The following is a 17,564-nucleotide window of genomic DNA, read 5'->3' as shown; positions in this document are numbered from 1 at the left end:
CTCTTTAAAGAGCGTTTTACTTAACGGGAGTAGAACTCAACGATAAGCGCTTCGTTAATTTCCGGAGCAAGCTCAGAGCGCTCTGGAAGACGAGTGAATGTACCTTCAAGCTTTTCAGCGTCGAAAGTAAGGTACTCAGGAACGAAGTTGTTTACTTCTACAGATTCTTTGATGATAGAAAGGTTTCTTGATTTTTCGCGAACACCGATTGTTTGACCAGGTTTTACTTGGTAAGACGGAATGTCAACGCGGCTTCCGTCAACAAGGATGTGACCGTGGTTAACTAATTGGCGTGCTTGACGGCGAGTGCGCGCAAGACCGAGCTTGTACACAACGTTATCAAGACGTGCATCTAAAAGAATCATGAAGTTTTCGCCGTGTTTACCAGTCATTTTTGCAGCTTTGTCAAACAATGTGCGGAATTGACGTTCGTTTACACCGTACATGTGACGAAGTTTTTGCTTTTCTTGCAATTGCAAACCGTATTCTGATAGTTTTTTACGCTGTCCCGGACCGTGGGGACCTGGTGCGTAAGGGCGTTTTTCTAATTCTTTACCTGTACCGCTAAGAGAGATTCCTAAACGGCGAGACAGTTTCCAAGATGGACCTGTATAGCGAGCCATAATGTGACTCCTCCTTTGGTTTTATTTTGTGGAAAATAAAAACCGTCTGTTCGATCCGACCGTGCACATTTTGTTTTCATGTATCCTCGCTCCAGCAGCAGAGAGTTACACGATACACCTTACAGCTAAGGAACAAAATGCAAACACAGAAGCTGAACAAAAAGGCTGCAATATTTCACACAAAGAACATTATATGATTTTTCCCCGCCGCCGTCAACCATTTCTCCATGAAGAGTGCCGGTTTATGATATAATGTACAAAAATGAGTAGTACATGTTTAGGTGATAAAAATGAAAAAACAAACAATTGATGAAGTGACGGCCTTTCATCAGAAAATGCTTTCTTTTTTCTTAACGAAATCTGAATCCGTCTCATTATCCGACTCGCTGTTATGGCTGGCCTCAGCTCTAGAATCCTGCTTTACATCTCTTTCATTGACCCTTTCACCGGCAGAATCAACACGTTTCACCATAAAAACAGAAGATGAACCGCATTATGCTCCGCTGAAAGAGAGCGACGGCCGTTTTATGATCAGGAATCAGACGTCCGGCAGATCCTTTTATCTGTGCTCGGAAGGCGGGCTGCCGATCCCGGAATCATTGCCTGAGATCGTTACTCAGTTTATTAATCAATCTGTGAGACAAAGCGGGCTGTTTGACAAAACGAAGCATCAGCGGAAAATTCACAGAATGACAGAAATGTTCCATTCGCTTTTGGACCAAAATGAGGTTTTGGAAAAACTGCAGGCAAGTTTGAGTACGGCTTTCCGGTCTTTCCGTTTTTCACTGTTTATCACGCAGGATCAGGATACGGACAGACAGCTTCCCGCAAAAGAATTACATATGGAAGGAAAAGATGCCGATCCGTCTGCCCTGAAGGTTTATTTATCGGGGAGACTGCTCAGAAAAGGCAGGTCATCTGCTTATCTGCCGATCAAAGGCCAGCAGGGGACTTACGGGGTTCTGAAGACGGAGGGGCTGCAGGATGCCGTTCTTTCGTGCAGTACTCTCAGTGAAATGCTGCTGCTTGCGGGCGCAGCGGGAAAAGCATTTGAAAATGCGCAGCTCTATGAGCAATCGAAAAAAAGCATTGCGAATCTGGAGCTCATTAATGAAACATCGCGCCAGCTGAATCAGCGCCTCAGACTCACTGATACGATGAGGGAGCTCGCCGCCATTATGACCCAATCGTTTCATGCGGAAGAAGTGGCTTTTTTTCATATTGATCATTTTGAGACGCAAAATCTGCTTCCGGGACATACCGCTTTTTTTAAGACAGAACGTGCGAACCCTTATATCAGCATTGTGAAAGAAAAGCTGTTCGAGGGAGAAAAGGGCGTGTTTATCGGCAGCGGAAAGACTGTATTCGGCGAAAACGGCTACGGCTCGCTGATGGCGGTGCCGATGATCGAAAATGACACCGTCTTCGGGTTCGCGATTTTATTGAAAAAGGATTTGTATGCTTTTACGTTTGAAATGTATAAGCTTTTTCAAGCGCTCATTCACCATGCGACATTGGCGGTCACGAACTCCATGCTGCGCGACAGGCTTGAGCATCTTGTTCAGACAGACCAGCTGACGGAGCTGTATTCAAGAACCTATTTGGATGAGAAAATTCAATACAGCATGAAAATTCATAAACGGGGTGTATTCATCCTCGTTGATATCGATAATTTCAAAAATATTAATGATACATACGGTCATCAAACGGGAGATTCGATCCTGATTCAGGTGGCCTCCGTTATGAAGAACCATATTCGTGAGCATGATGTCGCTGCAAGGTGGGGGGGCGAGGAGCTGGCTGTCTATCTGCCGAATATCAACGTGTCATCCGGAGAACGCATCGCTAAAAGGCTGGTTCGCGCCATCCGGGAAAACACCGAGCCGCGCGTGACGATTTCCTGCGGCGTTTCCTGCTGGTCAAAGTCCGGCCCGATGCCGTTGAAATTGCTCGTTCAGCAAGCGGATGAGGCGCTTTATATCGCCAAACGGAACGGCAAAAACCGGCTGATCATCCATCAAAACAGCACGACGACATAAAAAAGGAGCCGGCCTGCCGGCCGGGCTCCTTTTTTTATCCTAATCGTTTTTCAAGCGTTTCAACGAACTTTGCTAAATAGGTTTCGTCCGTTTCATCAAAACGGTTTTTCACGGGGCTGTCAATGTCCAGCACACCGATCACTTCACCGTTTACGCGGATCGGGAGAACGATTTCTGACTGGGAAGCCGCGTCACAGGCGATGTGTCCCGGGAACGCATTCACATCGGCAATCCGCTGCACGTCGCCATTAGAGTAGGCAGTGCCGCATACGCCTCTGCCGAACGGAATGCGCACACAGGCAGGAAGTCCTTGAAACGGTCCGAGCACGAGCTCGCCCTCTTTAGCGAAGTAAAACCCCGCCCAGTTGACTTCATGTAATGAATGGTATAAAAGCGCTGACGCATTCGCGTAATTTGCGATCGCATCCGTTTCATCTTCTGTCATGGCTTCGAGCTGTTTAAGCAGAAGCTGATAACTTTTTTCTTTATCTCCGGATTGTTTTTCGACATGAAACATGGAAAACCCTCACTTTTTCTATAATATCAAACAAAGTTCCGGCCGTTCTGCCGGCATTTGTCGAGAAGTTCTTACAGGAACGGCGCCTTTCTGCTTGAATTGTTACACATAAAGGGGTGAGCCGTATGAAAGTAAGCACCAAAGACAAAATTATTAACGCCGCTGTCCAGCTGTTTAACCAAAAAGGTTATTCCGGCACGTCCGTCCGTGAAATCGCAAAGTCAGCTGATGTAAATGTTGCGCACATCTCCTACTATTTTAAAGGGAAAGGCGGATTAATGGAACATTTAGTTTCCGAGTTTTACGAAGGCTATACTGAAGCGCTGGAAAAAGCCGCCGTCAGTATGAACGGTGAAGACGCGCAGGAACGCATCCTGCGGGTGATTTTCGATATTTTATCCTATCAGCACGATAACCGTCAATTAACGCGGTTTGTATATCGGGAAGTAACGATTGATTCCGTGCTTATCAGGGAAATTATGTCTACTTACTTAATGAAAGAAAAATATATTTTCCAGCTGGTGATTGAAGAAGGGCAGTCACGCCACAGACGGCTGACGCTGCCCGTGCCGCATTTTATTCTGCAATTGAAATCCCTCTTGATGATGCCGTATCTTCAGCCTCAATACATTACCGAGGTGCTCTATATGCAGCCTCATGAACCGTACTTTTATAAAAGGTATTTTGAAGAGGTGAAGATCTGGATCGAAAGCGTGTTCCGACGGCCTGATGCGGCGCTTATGAAGTAATGATGCTTTTGTACGTTTCATAGGAACTGCCGACATCTTCCGCTTGATGGGCGTCCGACCCGAATATGAGCGGGATTTTTTTTTGCTTCGCCGTCTCAGCCATCCAATCCTCCATGTATACTTCCCCGGCAAACTTCTTTCTGAGCCCGGATGTATTCACATCCAGCTCCATTCCGTGTTCTTTCACGGCGTCAAGACAGCGGGCCGCAAGCTCTCTTATTTGAGGTGACATGCTGTAAGGGAAAAGGCGCGCGAATTTTTTGACGAGCGTGATATGGCCGACCCGTTTTGGCTTAAAGGGGCCGAGCGGTGTTACAATGGAAGAATACACAGTTTCATAGTATTGTTCATATACGGCTTCAACGCTTCCGAAGTGCGCGGCGAGCTGCTGAAAGGCGTGCTCGTCAAAATCGAGGCAGATATAAGACGGACCGGTCTTCAAAAAATGAACGGATAAAATGCCGTCATCCAGTGAGGGGCCGTACGTGTTCAGAAACGCCGCGGTTTCCTCTTCATACCCTGTGATAAAATCGGTTTCTAGCCCAGTCAGAATGCTGATTTGTCCATCGTATTCCTTTTTCAGCTGTGACAGCCGCTCCAAATAAACCTCCATCTGTCTGAGATCCATCGCGCTGTCCTGAAGCGGTACGGGATCTTGAAATGACGGAGGAAGGGGGGCGTGCTCTGTAAATGTGATCGAGTCAAAGCCTCTTTCCAGGGCCTTTTCGACATATTGTTTCAGCGCATCCTTCGAGCCGTGAGGGCAAAAAGGCGTGTGGATATGAGCGTCTCGTTTTTCCATTTGTGTCACTCCATTAAAAAATTGCAGAATCCTGCCGAAATTATGCAAAAAGTTTTTGATTTCTGGTCAAAAAATGTTGGTTACATGGTATCATAATAACAATGAAAACGACAGATTTTCTCAATACATATATTGAAATCTTTCTGAATACATAAAACACCCTGACAGATTAAGAGAACAACAAGGGGGCTCATTATGGAGTTAGTCATCGGATTATTGGTTATACTGCTCGCGCTCTTTGCGGCGGGCTACTTTTTCAGAAAAAAAATTTATACGGAAATTGACCGGCTGGAGTCATGGAAGATTGAAATTTTAAACCGTTCGATAGTGGAAGAAATGTCCAAGATCAAACATCTGAAAATGACCGGAGAGACGGAAGAGTTCTTTGAAAGATGGCGCGAGGAGTGGGATGAAATTGTCACAGCCCATCTGCCGAAAGTAGAAGAGCTCCTTTATGATGCCGAAGAGAACGCCGACAAATACCGGTTTAAAAAAGCGAATCAGGTGCTTGTCCACATCGACGACCTCCTCACTGCAGCTGAATCAAATATAGAAGGCATACTGCGTGAGATCAGCGACCTTGTGACGAGCGAGGAAAAAAGCCGCGGAGAGATTGAACAGGTGCGTGAGCGGTATTCAAAAGCGCGAAAAAACCTTCTGGCGTACAGCCATCTCTACGGAGAGCTTTATAACAGCCTGGAGACGGATCTCGACGAAATCTGGAGCGGCATAAAAGAGTTCGAAGAAGAGACGGAAAGCGGCAATTACATCAAAGCGAGAAAAGTGCTGCTTGAACAGGACCGCAGACTGGATCAGCTTCAGACATACATAGATGACGTTCCGAAACTGCTTGCGGACTGTAAACAGACCGTGCCGAACCAAATTGCCAAGCTGAAAGACGGCTACCGGGAAATGACGGAAAAAGGCTACAAATTGGAGCATATTCAAATCGAAAAAGAGCTGGATACACTCACAAATCAATTGAAACGGGCCGAAAACGCGCTTTTGGAAGAATTGGATGTTGACGAAGCGTCCGCCATTCTTCAGCTGATTGATGAAACCATTCAATCGATGTATGACCAGCTGGAAGGCGAAGTGGAAGCCGGACAGTCCGTATTAAGCAAAATGCCTGAGCTGATCATCGCGTATGAAAAGCTTGAGGAAGAAAAAGACCGCACAAAAACCGAAACGGAGCTCGTCAAGGAAAGCTATCAGCTGACGGCGGGAGAAATCGGCAGACAGCATGCCTTCGAAAAACAGCTGGAAACGATCGGCCGGCTCCTTGAGCAGGCGAGAGAAAAGCTTGATGGTGAGCATGTCGCTTACTCTCTATTGATTGAAGAAGTCGAGGCCATCGAAAAGCAGATGGAAGAGGCTCAGAAAGAACATGCCGAATACCGTGAAAATCTGCAGGCGCTCAGAAAAGAAGAACTGCAGGCGCGGGAAACGCTGATGCATCTTCGGAAAACTATTTCTGACACGGCACGAATGCTGCAAAAAAGCAACGTGCCGGGAATTCCTGAACAAGTCAAGGACAAGCTCGAGACGGCAAATCATCATATAGAAGAAACCGTCAGCCAATTGGAAGAGCTGCCGCTGAACATGGAGGAAGCCGCCAAACATCTGACCGAAGCCGAAAAGGTGGTTGAGGAAGTCAGCGAAGAGGCGGAAGATCTTGTGATTCAGGTGAAGCTGATTGAGCGGATCATCCAGTACGGCAACCGCTTCCGAAGCCAGAATCATATTTTATCCGAACAGCTGAAAGAAGCGGAACGGCTGTTTTACGCTTACAGCTATAATGAAGCTTATGAGATGGCGGCAGATGCTGTTGAAAAAGCAGCTCCCGGCGCCGTGAAAAAAATTAAAGCTGATCAATCTGCTTCATAGACGCACAAGCAAAAACTGCACCCTGATGGAAATCAGAGGTGCAGTTTTTTAGTTTCTCACGGAATATAAAAAGCGCCTGCGGCTGATATACAAGCCGCAAGCGCTGAATGTTACGATTTTGCTTTATTTAATTCGATGGGCGGGCTGGTAAAAAACGTGATAATGCAGCCGATGATCGCTCCGGCAATGCCCGGAAGCACCCAGCCGATTCCCATGCTGTAAAGCGGAAGATTTGCGTTTAAGAATGAATCTAATGATCCGAGCGGAATGCCGGCTGCCTTCAAGCCGTCCAGGATACTGAACAGCCCCGTTCCGATCAGGCAGGCGATATAGACTTCCCGTCTTTCCTTAAAGATTTTATCAATAAAGGAAAGGACGATAATGACAATCGCCAGCGGGTAAATGGCTGATAAAATAGGAACTGAAAATGCAATAATCTCAGCAAGTCCGAAATTTGAAATCGCCAGACTGAACAGCGTGACAATCGTAACCACCATTTTGTATGATAAAGCGGGAATCAATTTTGAAAAATATTCGCCGCAAGATGTGACAAGCCCGATGCTTGTCGTTAAACACGCAACGGTGATGGCAGAGCCGAGAACGATGTTTCCCAGTGAACCGAACAGGTAATCTGATGAAGCTGATAAAATCTTTGCGCCTTCGCCGATCGGCCCTACAGCGTCCGTGCTTGTCGCTCCCAAATAGGCCAAAGATAAATAAATGAATGTCAAACCTGCCGCTGCAATCAGACCCGCTTTAATACAAGCGGCGGCGAGCGCTTTACGCTGGGTGACGCCCCTGCTTTTAACAGCGTTGACGACAACGACGCCGAAGACGATTGAGGCGAGCGCGTCCATTGTTTTATAGCCTTCCAAAAATCCTTTGAACACCGGCGTTCCGGAATATGCCTGATGTACGGCGCCCAGCCCGCCCATCGGAGTGACAATGGCTTTTACGACGATGATTAAAATAATACCGAATTTAATAGGAGTCAAAATCTTTCCGACTCTGTCAACGATTTTGGAAGGATTAAGAGCTAAATAATACGTAATAGAAAAAAAGATCAACGTGAAAACAAATAAAGATAATCTTTCCGGAATGCCGCTTAAAAACGGAACTGCACCGATTTCATATGAAACGGTTCCGGTTCTCGGAATCGCGAAAAGCGGCCCGATTGATAAATAAAGAACAACGGTGAAAATAGTCCCGAATACCGGATGAGCTTTATCGGCAAGCCCTTTCGCGTCTTTGCCCGTTAATGCGATGGCGATAATACCCAAAAGCGGCAGACCTACGCCGGTCAGTAAGAAACCGCCCATCGCTTTCCAGACATTATGCCCCGCCGCTTGCCCGAGCTCCGGCGGATATATCATATTTCCTGCCCCGAAAAAAAGTGCGAAAAGCATGAAACCGATAATAACGGTATCTTTGACAGGTAGTGAGTGTTTCATAAAAATCCTCCTAAATACTATGTTGAAATATTCTGTCAATTAATTGTCAGATAATATAACAAAACGAACATTACTTATTATATGGCAATGTACAGAGAAGTCAATACTCGATTTATTGCGAATTTATATTTACTTTTGTTATGGTAGCATAAATATCATACGATGTACCGTTTTCATTAAAGGAGTAAAAAAAATGATATATTTAGACAACAGCTCAACGACCGAGCCGTATGAAGAGGTATTGGATGTGTACAAACAGACGAGCAGCCGGTATTTCGGCAATCCTTCGTCTCTGCACCAGTTAGGAACTGAGACGGAACAGCTCCTTGAAGCGGCCGCTCAGCAAATAAAAAAAACCTTGCGTTTAAAAAATTATGATATTGTATTTACATCAGGCGCGACTGAAGCGAATAACGCTGCGTTAAAGGGAGCAGCCTGGGCAAACATGAGTAAAGGAAGACATATCATTGCTTCGGCGATTGAGCATCCTTCTGTGACGGAGACGCTTGATCAGCTGACAGAGCTGTTCGGCTTTGAAGTCACATATCTTCCGGCCGATCAAAACGGCTTCGTTTCTTTGAAAGACGTCAAATCGGCTATCAGGCCGGATACAATAATCGTCAGCGTCATGCATGTCAATAACGAAGTCGGCTCCATTCAGCCCGTAAAGGAAATCGGCGGGTTTTTGAAGCAGCACCGGAATATTCTGTTTCATGTTGATCATGTGCAGGGCATTCATAAAGTTCCTCTGTCTATAGAAGAAGCGGGCATTGACCTTTGCACCGTTTCAGGGCATAAGTTTCACGGCCTAAAAGGGACCGGAGCGCTTATCGTCAAAAAAGGAACGCGGCTCATTCCGCTTATAACGGGCGGCTCGCAGCAAAAAGGCGTCCGCGCCGGAACGGAACACACGGCAGGCGCCGTTTCCCTTGCGAAAGCGATCAATCTTTCCGCGCGTGACATGAACGAGCGGCTTTCTTCCGTGGAGGCTGCCAAGAATGCGCTCATGGAAAGGCTGAGCGGGACGGACGGGGTCGTCATCAACACCCCCGCCGAAAACAGCGCGCCGCATATCATTAATTTTTCCGTTCCGGGCGTGAAGGCGGAAGTGCTGCTGCATATGCTTGAGGAAAAAGGAATATATGTCTCCACAACCGCGGCATGTTCGGCAAGAGAGCACAAACCGAGCCGTGTTCTTCTGCAAATGAATAAAGGCGAACAGATTGCATCAAGCAGCATAAGAGTCAGCCTGAACTTCAGCCATACGGCTGACATCACGGAGCCGTTTATGGCCGCGCTGGTGCCGGCTGTTCAAAAACTAAAAAAAATGATGAGGTAGCATATGAATTACGATCATATTTTAATCCGTTTTGGTGAAATATCCACAAAAGGAAAAAACAGACGCAGTTTTATTGAAAGATTAAAACAGAATATCCGCCTGGTATTAAAGGATTATAAAAAAGTAAAATACTTTTCAAACCGGGACCGGATGTCAATTACACTTAATGGAGAAAACCCGGAGGAAATTTGTTCCTTATTAAAGAATATATTCGGCATTCAAAGCTTTAGTCTCGCAATTAAATGCGAGAGCAAGCTGGAAGACATTAAAAAAACGGCTTTAGCCGCGATAGAAGGCGAATATAAACCGGGGAATACGTTTAAGGTCGAGACGAAACGGGCTTACAAACAGTTTGAATTAGATACGAATGCGATGAACGCTGAAATCGGCGGCCATATTTTGAAAAACACGGATGGATTAACCGTCGATGTGAAACATCCCGATATTCCGCTTCGGATTGAAATCAGGGAGGAAGCGACATTCCTGACCATTCGTAACGAAAAAGGCGCCGGAGGCCTTCCTGTCGGTTCCGCGGGTAAAGCGATGCTGATGCTTTCCGGCGGTTTTGACAGTCCGGTCGCCGGTTTTTACGCGATGAAACGGGGATTATCAGTTGAAGCCGTACATTTCTTCAGTCCGCCGTATACGAGTGAACGGGCAAAGCAGAAAGTCATGGATCTCGCGGGATGCCTCGCGAAGTTCGGCGGCAGTATGACGCTTCATATCGTGCCGTTTACAAAGACGCAGGAACTCATCCAAAAACAAATCCCGGAGAACTATACGATGACGGCGACACGGCGTCTTATGCTGCAAATCGCGGACAGAATCAGAGAAGAACGGAAAGCGCTCGCGATCATTACGGGAGAAAGCCTCGGGCAGGTAGCGAGCCAGACGCTTGAAAGCATGTATGCGATCAATGCCGTGACGGCAACGCCGATTTTACGCCCTTTAATCGGAATGGACAAAACAGAAATCATCGAAAAATCAAAAGAAATCGGCACTTATGAAACGAGCATTCAGCCGTTTGAGGACTGCTGCACCATCTTTACGCCGCCAAGTCCGAAAACACGCCCGAAAAAAGAAAAAATCGAGCACTTCGAAAGCTTCGTTGATTTTGAACCGCTGATTGCTGAGGCCGCTGCCGGCATCGAAACCATCACTGTTTACTCAGAGCAGGAAGCTCACGATAAGTTTGCCGGCCTGTTTTAAAACTGTATACAATTACCAAAGTTTTATTGAATGAAGACATGTGTTTTATCACATTCTATACTCACAAGGAGGTGATACACATGTCACAACAATCAAACAGCGGAAACAGCAACCAGCTTTTAGTGCCAGGCGCTGCTCAAGCTATCGACCAAATGAAGTATGAAATCGCTTCTGAATTCGGTGTAAACCTTGGACCGGAAACAACTTCTCGCGCCAACGGTTCTGTCGGTGGAGAAATCACAAAACGTCTTGTCTCTTTTGCTCAGCAAAGCATGGGCGGAAGCAGCCAGCAGCAGTTTTAATCACAACTTCACATAATGGCTAAGAGAGCGGGGAATTCCCCGCTCTTTTTTCATGAGTATAGATAGAAGGCGGGAAGCAATTTATGCATATTTTTATTGTAATGGCCTATGTTTATGTATAATGGGGAAAGAAAGTGAGGAGTTGTTCGTGTTAAAACGAGAAGATTTAATCGCCCCAAAGAACTATAACCTTGTAAATGAAATCGAAAAGTTCAGCCGTTCCAAAGAGAAGAACGCGCTTATTTGGGAAGATCAAACAGGCGGCAAGAAAGTCTGGACGTATGAAAAATTGATGGAAGAAACGAATAAAATCGGAGCCCGCCTGAAAGGTCTCGGATTTGAAAAAGGCGATAAGCTGATTGTCATGGTTCCGAGAGTGCTTGAAGCGTATGCCGTTTATTTAGCGATCTTAAAAGCGGGGATGGTCGTCATTCCTTGCTCGGAAATGCTGCGCGCCAAAGACCTTGAATACCGGATCAAACACGCCGAAGTGAAAGGCGCTATCGTTTATCCTTCATTTATAAACGCGTTTGACGAGGTGAATACCGGGCAGCTGGTGACATTGTCAATCGGTGAAAATGATGCCGGCTGGAAAAACCTCCTAACGATTGAAGCGGACGGAGACAGTTTTCAAACAGCTGATACAACAAGAGAAGATATGGCGTTTTTGTCCTATACTTCAGGCACGACCGGCCAGCCTAAAGGCGTTGTACATACACACGGCTGGGCCTTTGCCCATTTAAAAACATCAGCCGGTGCATGGCTGGATATTTCTGAAGACGATACAGTGTGGGCCACCGCGGCGCCCGGCTGGCAGAAATGGGTGTGGAGCCCGCTGCTCGCAATTCTGGGAAGCGGCGCGACAGGAGTCATTTATCACGGCAGATTCAACGCCAAGACGTATTTAGAGCTGCTGGAGCGCCATCAAGTAAATGTCTTCTGCTGTACCCCGACGGAATACCGCCTGATGGCAAAAGTGGAGGAGTTGGACAAATATGATCTTTCTGCCCTTCACAGCGCAGTTTCTGCTGGTGAGCCATTAAACCGGGAAGTCATTGACGTATTCCGGAAGCATTTCGGCATTAAAGTGAGAGACGGATACGGCCAAACGGAGAGCACCCTGTTAGTCGGCGTCCTGAAGGACATGGATATTAAGCCGGGAAGCATGGGCAAACCGACCCCTGGAAATCAAGTGGAGATTATAAACGATAAAGGCGAAATATGCGAAACTGGCGAAACGGGCGATATCGCCGTGCATTTGAGCACACCGGCCTTATTCAAGGAATATTATAAAGATCCCGAAAGAACGAAAAAGCAGATTCGCGGAGATTACTTTCTTACAGGAGACCGCGCGAAAAAAGACGAGGACGGCTACTTTTGGTTTGAAAGCCGCAATGATGACATCATCGTCAGCTCCGGATATACAATCGGGCCTTTTGAAGTAGAGGATGCGCTCGTGAAGCATCCGGAAGTGAAAGAATGTGCCGTCGTGGCGAGCCCGGATGAAATCAGAGGTTCAATCGTAAAAGCTTATGTCGTTTTACAAGACGATGAAAAGCGCAGTGACGAACTTGTCAAAGAACTGCAAAACCACGTAAAAACGATTACGGCGCCTTACAAATATCCGAGAGAAATTGAGTTTGTCGAAAGCCTGCCGAAAACGGCGTCCGCAAAAATCAGACGTGTGGAGCTGAGACAGCGTGAAGAACGGCTGAAGGCTGATAAAAAAGCATAATACAGGATAAAGGGTGAGCGGGGATGAAAGCGATTTGGCACGGCGGCACCATCTATACAATGCTGGACAAGAATCATGTCACTGAAGCTGTTTATACCGAAGAAGGTGTCGTCAGGCAGACGGGCAGCTTCCGGGAGCTCCAAGGAACATACGGTTCGCCTGATACGGAGGAAATCGATTTATATGGGGCTGTCATGTTCCCGGGTTTTACGGACAGTCATATGCATTTAATCGGACACGGGGAAAAACAGCTTCGCCTCGATTTGTCGCAGCTGACGTCAAAAGAAGCGATACTGCGGGCTGCAAAAGAAGCAGAGCGTGAATTGGAAGATGGCGAATGGCTGATCGGCGAAGGCTGGGATGAAAATCTGTTTGAACGGCCGGTTTACGTCACGAAGCATGACCTTGACCCGCTCTTTCCCGACCGCCCCGTCCTGCTGAAGCGGGTATGCCGTCACGCCGCGGCGGTTAATTCGGCCGCATTGCGCGCGGCGGGAATTACAAACGAAACACCTGATCCAAACGGCGGGATTATCGTCCGGGACGGAACCGGTCCGACAGGCCTTCTGCTTGATAAAGCCCAAGAGCTTGTGACACAGGCCCTGCCGCCCGTCTCACTTCACTATGTCAAACGCGCGCTTCAAACGGCGATTACGGACTGCTGGTCAAAAGGCCTGACCGGCGGGCATTCAGAAGATCTGGCATACTACGGAGACGCGTCCATTCCCGTTGCCGCGTACGAGTCGTTAACCGGCAGCGGCCTTTATCCTTTTCGCGCCCATCTGCTCGTACATCACGAAGCCGTCGACAGCTGGAGCGCTCTGGATAAATCGATCGGACCTTATCTGGAATACGGAGCGATGAAAATTTTTGCTGACGGCGCGCTCGGCGGCAGAACCGCTCTATTGAAAAAGCCTTATCACGATGATCCGTCAGTCTCCGGCGTTCAGGTGCATGATGACGAAACCCTTGCCGCTCTTGTTTATAAAGCGAGAGAGAAAGGGATGGAGATTGCCGTGCACGCGATTGGCGACCTTGCATTTGAAAAGGTGCTGGATGTTATCGAAAGATACCCGGCAAAGCCCGGACAGCTAGACAGGCTCATTCATGCGCAAGTATTAGATGACGGATTGATTGAAAGAGCCGCCCGGCTGCCGATCGGACTTGATCTTCAGCCGCATTTTGTGGCCAGTGATTTTCCGTGGGTGATTGACCGGCTCGGAGAAGAGCGGATGAAAACGGCTTTCGCCTGGAAAACACTGCTGTCAAAAGGGCTGCTGTGCGCCGGAGGTTCAGATGCCCCGATTGAGCCGGCCGATCCGCTTCTGGGCATTCAATCGGCTGTGCTCCGTACAAGCAAGCAGCACCCGGAAGGTCCGGCCTATTATGAAAAAGAGTGCCTGACCGTGTACGAAGCCATTCAGCTTTACACGGAGGGAAGCGCGGCCATCATCCATAAAGAACATAGCCGCGGACGGATCGCCCCCGGCTATGATGCCGACTTTACCGTACTCAGCGGTGATCCGTTCATGACGGACCCGAAAAAGCTTCATGAATTGGAAGCGGTCAAAACCGTCGTCGGCGGCCGTATCGTATATGAAAAAGAGGACAGGCGCTGATGCCCGTCCTCTTTTTTTATGATAAAAATGATCGTTTTACTTTTTCCCAGAAAGAGTTGTCTTTCAGTTTCACCGTTTTGATTTTTTTATCGGATAGTCTAATCTCAACCTTTTTGACATTCCGCGTGCTGAGCGCTTCATTATCAAGCCCGATAATCGGATGCTCATTGCCGTCTTGCACCACCTGCAGTGTCAGCTTCCGGTCTGAGCTTAAAATAAACGGAGATCCGAGTGTACGGTATGTGTTGTTGTTCAACGACGCCAGTTCGGATACCTGCATGCAGGAAATCAAAGGATCAACAACGGCGCCTGAAACAGATTTATTGTAGGCGGTGCTGCCCGTCGGGGTGGAAATGATCATCCCGTCTCCTCTGAACGTCTCAAAATGAAGATCATCAATTAACACATCCATCACAAACGTTTTAATAATGCTTGAACGGATGGAAACCTCGTTTAAACAGTGAAAATGATTGCTGCCGTCCACCGTTACGTGAATGAGCGGGTATTTTCTGACCTCAAGCTGTTCCGCGGTCATGCTGGCCGCCATTTTTTCAGGCTCATCGCTGTGAAAATCACAGTACAAATGGGCTTTCCCTTTTTTAGCGATGCCGACATACAGACAGTCATCACGGAATCCGGTTTTTCTGACGGCTTGCAGAAATGAGCCGTCGCTGCCGATGCTGGCAATAATTCCGGCATCCTCCGGTTGAGCCGCAACTGTAAAACCGTGCGATTCAGCAAGCTGCTTCAAAGAGCTGACTTGTTCTTTTGTTTCGTTGTTTTGTTTGTGAAAAAAATAAACATTGCGGCGAAGATCGGTCATATCCCCATTCCCCTTTGCTGTCATATTTACGTTTTTCTCCCAGCAGGTATTGTGTTAAAATACCTGTGGCAATAGTGTAACATGTTTCCTGTTTATCCGTTAAGGGAAAGCGCTTCATGAAAAAAATGAATCTTTTTTTACGGGGGAACGTACGAATATTGACAGAAAAGGAGGAGAACAAATGAATGCAAAAAGATGGATTGCGCTCGTCATCGCGCTCGGCATTTTCGGCGTATCAGTCATTGCAAGTGTGACCGTCGGGGTGCTGAAGAATATCGGAGATACAGGGTCTGACTTTGCATCACTGACAGATGACACAGAGGAAGTGACGCTGGATAAGGGCAGCCCCGGCAGTAAAATCGCCGTGCTTGAAGTGGACGGCACGATTGAGGATAACGGCGGGTCCGCTGGCCTGCTCAGCTCAGGCGGGTATGATCACAGATCATTTTTAAAACAGGTTGAGCGTGCGAAAGAAGACAAAAGCGTCAAAGGAATTGTGCTGAAAATCAATTCCCCTGGCGGAGGCGTGTACGAAAGCGCGGAAATACATAAAAAACTGGAAGAACTAAAGAAAGAAACGAAGAAACCGATTTATGTATCCATGGGCTCCATGGCGGCATCGGGAGGCTACTATATTTCAACGGCCGCCGATAAAATCTATGCTTCACCGGAAACGCTCACGGGTTCACTGGGCGTCATCATGGAAAGTGTCAATTATTCCAAGCTCGCCGATGAACTCGGCATCAAGTTTGAAACCATTAAAAGCGGCGCGCATAAAGACATCATGTCCCCGACCCGCGACATGACGAAGGAAGAAAGAAAGATCATGCAGACAATGGTAAACGATTCTTATGAAGGATTTGTCAATGTCATTTCAAAAGGCCGGCACATGTCAAAAGCGGATGTGAAAAAAATTGCCGACGGCCGTGTTTACGACGGCAGACAAGCGAAAAAAATCGGCCTCGTTGATGAGCTCGGTTTTTACGATGATACGATCAGCGCGATGAAAAAGGATCATAAAAATATGAAAAACGCTTCAGTCATCACATACGAGGAAGGATTCGGATTAGGCTCGCTCTTTTCCATGAGCGCAGCGAAAATGTTTAAAAGCGAAATTGATTTTCTGAATATGAAAGAACTCATTTCGCAATCCGGTTCGCCGCGGATGATGTATCTCTATGCAAAGTAGGGGGGAAGAAAGAATGGACGCGACTTACGAAGGCTTTCACGGCAAAGAAGGGGAAGCTGAACAACAGAGGGCGCCCGAGCAGGCATATGCGGGCTTTTGGATCAGGTTTTGGGCGTTTCTTCTCGATTGGCTGGTGGTCTGGGGACTAAACCATCTCATCGTTTCACCGATTTTCACGCTGATGAAGCTCCCGGCAACAAGCGGAATGTTTACAATCTCAGCTTATTCCGTCACAACCCTGATCGTCTACCTCGCCTATTTTGTGTTCATGACGAAATGGTTTCATCAGACACTCGGCAAGATGGTCTTCGGGTTAAAGGTCACTTCTTTGACGCCCGGAAAGCCGCTGACTTGGAGCACCGTCATTTTCAGAGAAGCGGTGGGGCGTTATATCGATAAAATCTGGATTCTCTATATCGTCATTGCGTTTACGCCCAAAAAGCAGGGCATTCATGATCTGATCGCCGACACAACGGTGATTCACGAAGCGCTGTACCGCAAATAAAAGCAGTAAACCCGGAATAAACGTCCGGGTTTATTTTTTTTGGTTTTGGCGATAATGCTGCTAAGGAAGTGAAGCTTATGGGATATGCCGCAGCAGCTGTTATTCTCATTCTCATTTTGGCCTGGCTGCTCATGAGGATGAAAATCCATCTGACTTTCGAATATCTTCATGATAAAGATAACGACAAACTGACGTTTAAACTCTCGGCCTTATACGGGCTGGTCCGTTTTAAAAAAACGCTGCCCGTCATTAAAGTAAACAGCGAAGACGCGTCAATTGATGTCAAACAGGACACGAAATCAGAAATGAAAGGTCAGAAAAAAGAGAAGAAAAAAATCACATATGAAGATGTCAAACAGAGCATTCACAGAATAGAAATGATTCTGCACCAAGTCTTTCAGATGCGCCAAATCGGCGCCTCATTTCTTGCGGGAGTCCGTGTTACGAAGTTCGAATGGGTGACGGTTATCGGAATAAAGGACGCCGCCGTTACGGGAATCGCCGCCGGCGGATTGTGGGCCGTAAAGGGAGGCCTTACGGCGATGCTGTATGATCATCTGCGTTTCATACATAAACCGGTGTGCGAAGTCATTCCGTCTTTTCAAGTGCCTGCATCCAAGACGCATTTGCAGTGTATATTCTTTTTTCGTTTTGGACATCTTATAGGTGCAGCTTTCAAATTGCTCAAATACGGGCGGAACGGACTTTCTATCATACGAAAGAAACAGCCGGTTCCGGTTGCTTCAAAGAATGATTCATCAGTTTAAGGAGGAGC

16 protein-coding genes are annotated in these 17,564 nt (G+C 47.2%); 11 read left to right on the top strand and 5 right to left on the bottom strand.

The window, feature by feature from the left end:
- Positions 1 to 20: 20 nt before the first annotated feature.
- Positions 21 to 623, bottom strand: coding sequence for a 30S ribosomal protein S4 (rpsD, locus tag U2H13_RS14080; RefSeq protein WP_003152406.1), 603 nt, complete (start codon positions 621 to 623; stop codon positions 21 to 23).
- A gap of 290 nt (positions 624 to 913) precedes the next feature.
- Between rpsD and U2H13_RS14075 the strand changes: the two genes are divergently transcribed.
- Positions 914 to 2,662, top strand: coding sequence for a sensor domain-containing diguanylate cyclase (locus tag U2H13_RS14075; protein WP_014418636.1), 1,749 nt, complete (start codon positions 914 to 916; stop codon positions 2,660 to 2,662).
- Positions 2,663 to 2,696: 34 nt separating this feature from the next.
- On the opposite strand, the gene U2H13_RS14070 is transcribed toward U2H13_RS14075, so the two are convergent.
- Positions 2,697 to 3,179 (bottom strand): GAF domain-containing protein, encoded by a 483-nt coding sequence (locus U2H13_RS14070; RefSeq protein ID WP_007408037.1) that lies wholly within the window; start codon positions 3,177 to 3,179, stop codon positions 2,697 to 2,699.
- 125 nt (positions 3,180 to 3,304) lie between these two features.
- Here U2H13_RS14070 and refZ point away from each other — a divergent pair, with 125 nt between their 5' ends.
- Positions 3,305 to 3,928, top strand: coding sequence for a forespore capture DNA-binding protein RefZ (refZ, locus tag U2H13_RS14065; RefSeq protein WP_007408038.1), 624 nt, complete (start codon positions 3,305 to 3,307; stop codon positions 3,926 to 3,928).
- On the opposite strand, the gene hisJ is transcribed toward refZ, so the two are convergent.
- Positions 3,918 to 4,730, bottom strand: a complete 813-nt coding sequence (gene hisJ, locus U2H13_RS14060) for a histidinol-phosphatase HisJ (protein ID WP_070082212.1) — start codon at positions 4,728 to 4,730, stop codon at positions 3,918 to 3,920. The genes refZ and hisJ overlap by 11 nt on opposite strands.
- Positions 4,731 to 4,925: 195 nt before the next feature.
- On the opposite strand from hisJ, the gene ezrA reads away from it, so the two are divergent.
- Complete coding sequence (gene ezrA, locus U2H13_RS14055; RefSeq protein WP_095061275.1) at positions 4,926 to 6,617, top strand: septation ring formation regulator EzrA; 1,692 nt, start codon at positions 4,926 to 4,928, stop codon at positions 6,615 to 6,617.
- Positions 6,618 to 6,727: 110 nt separating this feature from the next.
- On the opposite strand, the gene brnQ is transcribed toward ezrA, so the two are convergent.
- Complete coding sequence (gene brnQ, locus U2H13_RS14050) at positions 6,728 to 8,068, bottom strand: branched-chain amino acid transport system II carrier protein (protein WP_007613107.1); 1,341 nt, start codon at positions 8,066 to 8,068, stop codon at positions 6,728 to 6,730.
- Between the two features lie 193 nt (positions 8,069 to 8,261).
- Between brnQ and U2H13_RS14045 the strand changes: the two genes are divergently transcribed.
- The 5 genes from U2H13_RS14045 to U2H13_RS14025 all read left to right on the top strand — a co-directional run bounded on the left by U2H13_RS14045 (position 8,262) and on the right by U2H13_RS14025 (position 14,272).
- The gene (locus U2H13_RS14045) at positions 8,262 to 9,407 is read left to right on the top strand and encodes a cysteine desulfurase family protein (RefSeq protein ID WP_022552830.1); all 1,146 of its coding nucleotides are present in this window, start codon (positions 8,262 to 8,264) and stop codon (positions 9,405 to 9,407) included.
- A gap of 3 nt (positions 9,408 to 9,410) precedes the next feature.
- A complete protein-coding gene (thiI, locus tag U2H13_RS14040; protein WP_007408042.1) occupies positions 9,411 to 10,616 on the top strand; it encodes a tRNA uracil 4-sulfurtransferase ThiI in 1,206 nt (401 codons plus the stop codon).
- 80 nt (positions 10,617 to 10,696) lie between these two features.
- Entirely contained in the window at positions 10,697 to 10,918 is a 222-nt protein-coding gene (locus tag U2H13_RS14035) for an alpha/beta-type small acid-soluble spore protein (protein WP_007408043.1), read from the top strand.
- A 148-nt stretch (positions 10,919 to 11,066) separates the two neighbouring features.
- Positions 11,067 to 12,653 carry an acyl-CoA synthetase MbcS gene (gene mbcS / locus U2H13_RS14030; protein ID WP_014418632.1) on the top strand — a complete coding sequence of 529 codons (1,587 nt, stop codon included), beginning with the start codon at positions 11,067 to 11,069 and terminating at the stop codon, positions 12,651 to 12,653.
- A 23-nt stretch (positions 12,654 to 12,676) separates the two neighbouring features.
- Positions 12,677 to 14,272: an amidohydrolase gene (locus U2H13_RS14025; RefSeq protein WP_121984330.1), complete on the top strand. Its 1,596-nt coding sequence runs from the start codon at positions 12,677 to 12,679 to the stop codon at positions 14,270 to 14,272.
- A gap of 16 nt (positions 14,273 to 14,288) precedes the next feature.
- Here the strand turns inward: U2H13_RS14025 and U2H13_RS14020 are convergent, their stop codons facing one another.
- The gene (locus U2H13_RS14020; protein WP_017418362.1) at positions 14,289 to 15,095 is read right to left on the bottom strand and encodes an NAD kinase; all 807 of its coding nucleotides are present in this window, start codon (positions 15,093 to 15,095) and stop codon (positions 14,289 to 14,291) included.
- Between the two features lie 181 nt (positions 15,096 to 15,276).
- Here U2H13_RS14020 and sppA point away from each other — a divergent pair, with 181 nt between their 5' ends.
- The 3 genes from sppA to U2H13_RS14005 all read left to right on the top strand — a co-directional run bounded on the left by sppA (position 15,277) and on the right by U2H13_RS14005 (position 17,556).
- A complete protein-coding gene (sppA, locus tag U2H13_RS14015) occupies positions 15,277 to 16,284 on the top strand; it encodes a signal peptide peptidase SppA (RefSeq protein ID WP_003152419.1) in 1,008 nt (335 codons plus the stop codon).
- A 13-nt stretch (positions 16,285 to 16,297) separates the two neighbouring features.
- On the top strand, positions 16,298 to 16,789 hold the full coding sequence (locus U2H13_RS14010; RefSeq protein ID WP_021494443.1) for an RDD family protein: 492 nt from the start codon (positions 16,298 to 16,300) through the stop codon (positions 16,787 to 16,789).
- Between the two features lie 77 nt (positions 16,790 to 16,866).
- Positions 16,867 to 17,556 (top strand): DUF2953 domain-containing protein, encoded by a 690-nt coding sequence (locus U2H13_RS14005; RefSeq protein ID WP_095061281.1) that lies wholly within the window; start codon positions 16,867 to 16,869, stop codon positions 17,554 to 17,556.
- The last annotated feature ends 8 nt before the right edge of the window (positions 17,557 to 17,564 follow it).

It is taken from the genome of Bacillus sp. A1, assembly GCF_042296235.1.
Classification (GTDB): Bacteria; Bacillota; Bacilli; order Bacillales; family Bacillaceae; genus Bacillus; species Bacillus velezensis.
The sequence above is the reverse complement of the archived record's forward strand: the minus strand, read 5'-3'. Positions and strand labels throughout refer to the sequence as shown.